We start from the raw sequence: 6,916 nt of genomic DNA on the forward strand, positions 1-6,916 counted from the left end.
CTGCGGGTCATCGTCCTCGACACGCTCGAGCCGGGGCGGCACGGCGGCAATTTCTGCGCGCACCGCGCCGCCTGGCTGACGGCACGGCTCGATGAGGCGCCGGATCGGCCGACCCTGATCGCGCTCCACCATCCGCCCTTCGACACCGGCATCCCCTGGCTCACAGAGGATCCGGACGCGCTCTGGGTCAGCCGGCTGCGCGAGATTGTGGAAGGGCGGCGCAACATCGTCGCGATGGTCTCCGGCCACGTCCACCGCCCGATCTTCACCGCCTGGAGCGGCATTCCGCTGATGATCTGCCCCTCGACCGCGCCGCAGGTCGCGCTCGGCCTCGGCCCGATCGATCCCGACCGGCCCGACGACCGGCCGATGATCGTCGCCGACCCGCCGGGCTTCGCGCTCCACCATTGGGACGGCCGCCGCCTCGCCAGCCATTTCGACACGGCTGAAGATCACGAAATCCTCGCCCGCTACACCCCCAAGCTCCAGCCCCTGGTCCGCATGCTGGTGCGGGAGAAAGAGGGGAGCACTTTGCTCGATCTGGGGTGAACGAGGCCGGAGCAGATTCCGAAATGCCGCATTGGAATCTCTATGAAGCGTGATGACGTCTTCGTCTGGAATTCGCTCGGAAGCCTGGCCCTTGTTTTGATCGTCTCCGGGGCGGCGCTGATCATTACATCAAGCGGGCACTCTCTTTGGGATTACCTCAAGATTGGAGCCGGCACTGTTCTCTGCCTCTCAGCGGTCGCGATTGTGACGAGATATCTGAGGTCGCTGTAGGCTCGGCCGCCGTACTGGCCGCCATTCCTCTTACCGCGCCGCCGTTCTCAGCGGCACCCAGTCCTGCATCGTCCCCGTGTCGTTGACCCGGTAGGGCACGCCGCGGCTGTTGAGGAACAGGCGCTCCATCTCCTGCCGGTTGAACGGGCGCGAGCCGAGGCGGCCGAAGACGGCGATCTGCTGCCCGGTCTCGTCGACGGCGCGGTCGCGGTCGAGGCCCTTCGACAGGGCCAGAGCGGGGGAGGGCGTCCGCGCCCAGGCGATCAGCTCGGGCATCGGCCGGGGCGAGAAGCCATAGACCTGGTTCGAGGTGCCGAACGAGGTGAGCTGGATCACCTTGAGCCCGTTCCGCCCGTCCGCGACATAGGCGTAGAGCGCGGCGTTGGTGCTCGCCACGATGACGTCCTCGACGTCGTTCATTCGCCCGTCGAAGGTGACGAAGGTCGGCGCGCCGGGCTGCTCGGGCCGGGTGATGTTGACGATCGCGAGGCCCTGATGCTTGGCCGCGACATAGGCGTAGGTGCGGGCGAGATAGATGCGCTGGGCGTTCTCGAACGGGACCGTCGCGCCGGGGACCGGCACCGGGTTGCCCATTTGCGTCACGTCGAACAATTTGAGGCCGTCGGCGTCGGTCACCCAGAGATAGCGGAACTGGAGCGCCGAGGCGCGGCCGTCGCGGAGCGGGCGGGTCGCGACCAGGCGCGGGTTGAGCGGCTCGTTCAGGTCGATCACGACCAGCCCCGCATCGGCGATGATATAGGCATAGGTGCCGGCGAGCGTGATGTGCCGCGCGCCGGTCAGAACCCCGTTCTCGTTCCATTCGGTGGCGCCGTTGGTGAGGCGGGCGCGGCGCAGGAAATTGTCCCGCGGCTCGCCGTTCGACATGGTGTCGACATTGACGAGGAAGAGGCCCTCCTCGGCATCGGTCACCACCGCATAGCGGTAGAGCTCGTGCATCCTCTGCTCCTGATTCTCCTGGAGCAGGGTGATCGTCGTGCCGTCGGGCTGCGGCCGCTGGGTATTGGCCCTCATGTCGTTGCGGTCGGGCCGGACCGGCTGGTTGGTCGGCAGCGCCATGCAGGTCGCGTTGCGCGAGCCGACGCGGGTGTCGTGGCCGAGCGGCGAGAAGGGCGCGGTGATGATCCGCTCGGAAAGGCCTGTGTTGACGATCGAGGCGATGTCGTAGAACTGGAAGCCGCCGCGGCCTTCGGCGACGTACATATACTCGCCGCGCATCTGCAGGCAGCGCACCGCGCCGCGCGTACCCTGGACGATGTTGCGGAACTCCTCGAGGCTGCGCGTCTCGCCGCTGAACCGTTCGTCGAAGGTGCGGCCGCGGGTCCAGTTGATCAGCTCGCGGTTGTTCTGCTCGACATGGGCCCGGTAATAATCCGGGTAAGCGTAGCGGTGGAGGTAGGAGCCGATCACCGCCTGCGGCTCCTCCCATTCGGTGACGCGCGAGGCCTGGAAGCCGCGCTCGAGCCCGGTCCAGGCGTGCATGCCGACGAAGTTCACGAAGTTCGTGCCGTGGAGCAGCAGCTGCGCCATGATCGCATTATTGTCGTTCGCTTCGGAGATATGGCAGTCGCTGCACTGCTTGGTCTCGGTCCGCCGCACCGTGTGCGGAAAGTGCGGCGCGAACGCCTGGCTCGACTAGCCGGCGGCCGAGATCGGCGGCTGCTGGACGTAGATCCGCTCGCGGTTGACGTTGGTCGACGACAGGATCAGCGCCGAGGTCGAGCGGATCGGCGCGATGATGTTGTTCTTGGTGGTCTGGTGCCGGCCGAGCTGGAACATCTCGTCGCGCGCGACCTGCGGGTTGTAGGTCGCGAAGTTGCGCGTCTCCTCGCCGCTGTAGTGGTGGATCGTGGTGCGGTTGTTCGCCTCGATCGGCAGGTGGCAGCCGGCGCAGCTCGTCGTCCATGACAGGTGGCAGGTGAAGCACGCCATCTCGGTCTCGGGATGGGCGAGCTCGCCGTCGGGCACGCCCTGGCCGAAGACGAAACGACCGGTCTCGGCGCCGGTGCGGCTCATCAGCTTGGCCCGCGCCGAACGGATGTTGAAGCAGGGCCCCTGCGTCGCCTGGTCGCCGCGCGCGTCGCAGGGCGGCAGGGAGGAATCGGCACTGTCGCGGACCTGGCTGACCTCCCATTCGAGGTTGGGATCGACGATCGAGCGCTGGATCAGCACCCGACGTCCGTCGCGCTCGGTCCATTCGAAGCGGCGGCGGCCGTCCTCGTTGCGGATCAGCTCGAGATTGGTGCCGCTCGGCGGCGCGGCCGGGCCGGAGGTGCGCAGATTGGCGAACTCGCGCGCCGTGCCGTGACAGTCGCGGCAGCCGACCTCGATCGCGTTGGCGACCTCGCCGTAGATGAAGCCGTTGCCGTGCGCGTCGCGCGCGAAGTGGCAATCGGCGCATTGCAGGCCGCGCTCGGCGTGGATGTCCATCAGGTGGACCGAGCGGCCCGGATTGGTGCCGACCGGGACGAACAGGCCCTCGCCGTCGCGGCGGAAGGTGTCGGGGTCGTCCGGCGGGATGATCGCGCCGTCGGCGTCGACGAGATTGCCCTCGCGGTCGCGGCGCAGGATCGCGCGGAAGTTCCAGCCATGGCCGTGATAGTCCGCGAACTGGGTCTGGCGGGCGAGCGGGTTCACCCGATCGTAGACCTCGCGCAGGAATTCGGGATCGGCCCACAGCCCGCGCACCGAGGCCGCCTCGGGATTGCGGTCGAGCACCTCGTGCATCTCGCTCTCGGTCGGGTAGCGCTGGTTGCGGAAGCTTTGCTCCTCGGCGGCGTTGCGCGCGGGCAGGCGGTTCTCCGGCCCCGGCCACATCAGATCGGCGTCGGATTCATAGTCCCACATCGTGTAGCCGAGATAGGAATTCAGGAAGATATTGGGCTGGTGCATGTGGCAGACCATGCACTGCGACGTCGGGATCGCCCGGCTGAAGACGTGGCGGATCGGGTGTCCGCGCTCGCGCACGGCCTGATGATTGGCGTCCGCCGGCGCCTGGCTGCCCGGCCGCACTTCCTCGCCGCCGCCCGGATGGGCTTCGCCTTCGGCGTGGGCGGCTTCCTCGGCGCCCTCGCTGTGGCCGGCCTCGCCGCCATGCGCGCCGTCACGCTGGACGAGATTGGCGATGGTCGGGTCGACGGTCGCGGTCTGGCCGTCGCGGCCGTAGCGGGAATAGGTCAGGCTGTGCCTGGGCTCGCGGTCGTTGGCGTAGACGACGTGGCAGCCGGCGCAGCCCGAATGGCGATAGTCGCCGGGCTGGTCGTTGGTCCCCATGAACCACATGAAAGGATCGTTGAGCCGGGTCTTGTGGATGTTGAGGATCGGGATGGAGACCCTGAGGCCCGTGCCCGGCCCGCGGTTCGATTGGCGGATGTCCGGCCGGCCCGGCTCGTCCAGGCGCTGGATGATGCCGGTCGGATTGGGCAGGCCGACCTCGGCGAACTGGGTATTGATGTTGCGCCCGCCGCGCTCGAAGACGCGGAAGATGTCGCCGGGCGGGACGACGTGCCAGGTCGGCAGCGGATACATTTCGGCGATCACGCCGCGGGCGCGCTGCTCGGCGCTCAATTGCGCGCCCATTGGCGACTGGATGCGCGCCGGCTCGCCCTCGCGCGTATAGGCCTCGCCGAGCGCGTAATTCTTGAACGGGAGAATGCCGTTATTGTAGGCGCCGCCGCCCCACAGCATCGCGCCGGTCGACATCAGCGAGCGCTCCGCCGCCTCGATGATCTCCATGTGGCAGGCGCCGCAGGAATCGCGCACCGCGCGATAGTCGGACGGATTGACGAAGCGCACATATTCGGGCGCCTCGACGTTGAGCAGGGCATAGGTCCGGCTCGGATTGGCCGAGGACGGATAGTGCCAGGCGATCGGGTAGCGCGGCAGCACGTGCGCCGCTTCGCGCGCCGCGACATAGGCCGGATTGTCGTGCCGCAGCTGCGGGTTGCCGGTGACCGTGGGGTTGCCGCCGTGGCAATCGGTGCAGCCCAGCACCACCGCCGGCGAGCGGTGCATGGTGTGGGCGTCGCTCTCGGTGTGACAGGATTGGCAGCCGGCACTCTTCGCCTCGGCCTCGCCCCAGTCCTGGGTGCGCGGCGCGGGCGAGGCGCGGACCAGGCTGTAATCGCGCACCACCGGTTTTTCCTTCTCGGCGGCGCCGAGCTGCGAGGTGCCGAGCATCGCGGACAAAGCGAGGGCCGCGCCGAGAAGCGCCTTTCGCCCGAGCCCGCCGAGGTTCATCGCCGCCGCCATCAGTAAGTCAGGATCGTGTTGAGGAGGACGGAATAATAGCGCCGGTCGCGCGTCTCATTGATGAAGAGATCGCGAAAGCCCGTGCCCGGCTGCAGCACCGCGCCCGAGAGCCGGAAGACGACGTTCTGGATCATCGTCGGCCGCCAGATCAAAGCCGCGCTCAGATCCCAGCCAATGTCGCGGCGAATCGTCTGCTGCTGGCGCAGCACCTCGAGCGCGCCGGTGCGGTGGAACCAGAGATGGTTGGCGTTGACCGAGAGGCGGACCGCCGGGGTGATGTCGAAATCCGCGCCGACGCCGAGCAGCAGAGTCCCCGGATTGACGAAGTTGGACTGGCCCTGCTCCTTTGACGAGCGGAGCGAATTCAGAATGCCGTTGCGGCCGTTCAGGTTGACCGCGCGGCCGCCGCCCGCGAACGGGATGGTCTGGCGGATCCAGTAGCTGGTGTCGGCGCCGGCGAAGATCGGATTCTCGAAGATCGCGTCGAAGCCGCGCTGGACATTATCGAACGGCTCGTCGTCGCCGCTCGCGAACAGGCCCGCACCGCGCAGCCGCACCCAGTTGAAATCGTAGGACGGCTCGACCGCGGCGAAATAGCCTTGGATCCGCGCCGGTTCGCCGGTGAAGATATTGTTCCGGTCGGAGCCGAACACGGCGTAAGCCGAAGCGGAGAGGTTCATCCGCCCGATCCGCCCGTCCGCGTTGTAGCCCAGATAGAAGGCGTCGTAATCGCGCGCGCGCAAATTGCCGATCAGCGCGGGCCGGACCGGGAAGCCGTTGTCGTCGACCTCGATCTCCTCACGCTCGCGGTTGATGGTCCAGGTGACGCTCGCCTCGCTGGTCAGGCCGACGAAGGGGAAATCCTGGCGGTAGACGTTGGCGTGCAGCACCCAATCGTCGCGCGGCGTCTGGAAGAGGTTGTTGAGGCCCGAATTGGTGTCTTTCTCCAGCCGCCAGATCCAGGCGAAATTGAACTGGAAGCGGTTGTTGTCGCGGTTGCCGAACAGGCGGAAGCCCAATTGGCTGTCCTGGAAAAGGAAGCCGCGAAAATCGAGGTTGAACGGCTGGATGCCCACGCGGAACGAATAGAAATCATAGCGATAGGAGCTGTTGCCGAGATGGTAATCGAGGAACGCCTCCTGCACGCCCAGCGCATAATCGAAGCGGTTCGTGCCGACCGTCGGACGCACGTCGAGGACGCGCCGCTCGGGCACGTCCACATAATTGCCTTGCAGGGCGAAGGTGACGCGCCATTCGAAGTCGGGCGGCTTGTAGGCGGTCGAGCCCTTGATCAGCGCCGCGCCGAAAATCAACGTCTGCACCGCCGCGAGGCTGTTGTTGCGGCCGAACACGTCGGATTGGCCGGGGCGGGTCGTATTCTGCTCACCGCCCGGAATCGGGAAGCTGCGCGCTTCGATCACGGAGTCCGAGACCGCGCTGGCGGCGAAGAACCAGTCGTCGCTCGTGAGCCCGAGGAAGCGGAAGGCGCGGCAGCCGAGCGTGTTCTGGTGCCGCTCGCTCGTGTCGGCCGGAGTGCACATCGGCCGGTCGCCCTTGAGCGTGTTCTGGTTGTACGGATCCCACCAGCGCTCGTTGACGATGCCCAGCGTCTGGATCAGCCGCCAGCGGTCGGGGATCGGAATATGATCGGCGGGGAAGGCCTCGGGCGGCGGCGAGCGGATCGCGCCCGGGTTTACCTGGTTGACCGGATCGGGCAGGTCGCGCTGGATGTCGGGGCGGCGGCGGCCGTCGATCAGCTCTTCCTCGACCGGCGTCGGCGGCGGCTCGCCGCGTTCGTTGACCGGCGGTCCGGCACGCGGCTGGTCGGTCACCGCCGCGGGCTCTTCGGCCGGCGCATCCTGCAACG

Annotated in this window: 2 protein-coding genes and 2 pseudogenes; 2 read left to right on the forward strand and 2 right to left on the reverse strand. The window is 67.5% G+C overall.

What is annotated here, in order from left to right; translation table 11 throughout:
* Together ACT4N8_RS07655 and ACT4N8_RS07660 are read left to right on the forward strand one after the other, a co-directional pair.
* Nucleotides 1–549, forward strand: a pseudogene (locus ACT4N8_RS07655) (phosphodiesterase); the annotation flags it as partial.
* A gap of 42 nt (nucleotides 550–591) precedes the next feature.
* Nucleotides 592–780: a hypothetical protein gene (locus ACT4N8_RS07660; RefSeq protein WP_444857543.1), complete on the forward strand. Its 189-nt coding sequence runs from the start codon at nucleotides 592–594 to the stop codon at nucleotides 778–780.
* A 30-nt stretch (nucleotides 781–810) separates the two neighbouring features.
* Here ACT4N8_RS07660 and ACT4N8_RS07665 read toward each other — a convergent pair.
* Together ACT4N8_RS07665 and ACT4N8_RS07670 are read right to left on the reverse strand one after the other, a co-directional pair.
* A pseudogene (locus ACT4N8_RS07665) lies at nucleotides 811–5,049 on the reverse strand (hypothetical protein).
* The gene (locus ACT4N8_RS07670) at nucleotides 5,049–6,914 is read right to left on the reverse strand and encodes a hypothetical protein (protein WP_444857544.1); all 1,866 of its coding nucleotides are present in this window, start codon (nucleotides 6,912–6,914) and stop codon (nucleotides 5,049–5,051) included. The pseudogene ACT4N8_RS07665 and the gene ACT4N8_RS07670 overlap by 1 nt, the downstream one beginning before the upstream one ends.
* Nucleotides 6,915–6,916: the final 2 nt, after the last annotated feature.

Origin of the sequence: Sphingosinicella sp., assembly GCF_052387495.1 — a bacterium.
Lineage (GTDB): Bacteria > Pseudomonadota > Alphaproteobacteria > Sphingomonadales > Sphingomonadaceae > Allosphingosinicella.